Source organism: Streptomyces sp. NPDC029014 (assembly GCF_055564695.1).
The window spans coordinates 1-1,872 of sequence record NZ_JBVHVT010000216.1 but is presented as its reverse complement, the minus strand read 5'-3'; the positions used below and the strand labels follow the sequence as shown (position 1 = coordinate 1,872).

Genomic DNA, 1,872 nt, shown 5'->3' with positions numbered 1-1,872 from the left:
GATCACAGCGGGTGCTGGACGATGGCAGCGTACTGCAGCTGGATACCGGCACTGCGGTCGACGTCGCATTCGATACGCATGCGCGCCTTCTGCGGCTGCGGCATGGGCAGATGCTGGTGGAGACAGCCGCTGATCCACAACGCCCGGCGAGGCCGTTCCGGGTTACGACCCCCTACGGCACGCTGCAGGCACTTGGCACCCGTTTCTGCGTGCGCCTGTTCGGGGACGATGCCCTGCTGGTGGTCCAGCACGGCGCGGTGCGGATCTCCATACCGGGTCAACAGCGCGAGGTCGACGCCGGGCAGCAGCTGTGCTGGAACCTGACCCGGCTGCCACTGCCCGTACCTGCGTTACCCGGCGCTGACGCGTGGGTCCGGGGCATGCTGGTCGCCGATGCAATGCCGCTGCAGCAGGTTTTGCAGGAGCTGGGGCGCTATCAGCACCGCTGGCTGCGCGTGGATCCGCGCGTCGCCGGCCTGCCGGTGTCCGGCGCATTCCCGCTGGACGACCTACAACGCAGCCTGTCGATGCTTGCCGCCACCCATGAGCTGCGGATCGAGCAGGGGCTATGGATCCACGTGTCGGCTGCGGGACATCGCGGCTGACACTTTTCCGAGCGTCGCGTGGCAGAGGGTATGAACCCCTCACTTTCCTCCCCATGACCGTGAACCTGCCCCGGCTTCGACTGAGCCTCCTCGCCTCCGCGCTCGCCGCCACACCCGCGCTGGCTCAATCACCGCCCGATGAATCCCTGCACGTCCAGCGCAGCACCGTCTCGCTGGGCAGTGCACTGGGCGCGTTCGCCGCCGAGCATGGCGTGGCCCTGTCCTTCGACCCCGCGCTGACCCGTGGCCGCCAGGCTCCATCGATTACCATAGGGCTGGACGTGGACGCAGGGTTCGACGCACTGCTGCACGGCAGCGGGCTGCGCGCGGTGCGGCGCGCCGATGGCAGCTACACCTTGCAGCGTGCGCAGGTGTCGGCAGGCGCACGACGCACCAGTACCCTGCACGTGCCGGGGCAGGACACCGGTTCGACCTTCGGAGGCAGCCTGCAACTGGACCGCAGCTACGTCGCGGCGCAGGCCGCCGGCAACGGTGACATCACCCGGCTGCTGCGCATCCATCCCGCCGTGCAGTTCGACAATGCCGACCAGGGCAGCTTCAGCCCCGGCGAAATCCGTCCTGCGGAAATCAGCATCAATGGTGCGAAGTTCTATCAGAACGCGTTCATCGTCGATGGCATGAATTTCAACAACGACATCGACCCGGGTGCGGATCCGGAGGTATACCGGCTGTTCTCCGTTCCAGGCGGCTCGCAGGCGCTGGCACTGGACAGCAGCCTGCTGGAAGGCATCACCGTGCATGACAGCAACGTTTCGGCCGCCTATGGTGGATTCAACGGCGGCGTGGTCGAAGCCAGCACCCGACGACCATCGCGCGCCTTCAGCGGCCGCCTGTCCACCCAGTCCTCGCGATCTTCGTGGACACGCTACCACCTGGACTCCACCGTCGCAGACAGCTACCAGAAGGCGTCCGGCGCGAACGACGGGCAGCCGGAATTCAAGAAGACAACCACGCGCGCTGATCTGGAAGGCTATCTGACCGACCGCATCGGCGTCCTGGCCAGTTTCACCCGCAAGCGCTCGACCATTCCCACCTACAACCTGCAGTCGCACCTGGTCGACGACGCGCATCCGGAGAAACAGATCCAGCGGCGCAGCATCGACAATCTGTTCGTCAAGGCGGTCTGGGAAGCGAGCGACACCCTCGACATCGAGGCAAGCTTTACCCGTGCGCCGGAGGAATCCCACTACTTCCGCTCCAACGTCCCCGGTGCCGGCATCGACATCATTGGCGGTGGCCGCCAGGC

General features: G+C 66.3%; 2 protein-coding genes. Both read left to right on the top strand.

Annotated elements, in window-relative coordinates:
• On the top strand, positions 1–605 hold a 605-nt coding region (locus tag ACZ4VL_RS40620; RefSeq protein ID WP_468211043.1), incomplete at its 5' end, for a FecR family protein.
• A 53-nt stretch (positions 606–658) separates the two neighbouring features.
• Positions 659–1,872 (top strand): secretin and TonB N-terminal domain-containing protein (locus ACZ4VL_RS40615; RefSeq protein WP_468211041.1); only part of this gene is annotated, 1,214 nt, incomplete at its 3' end.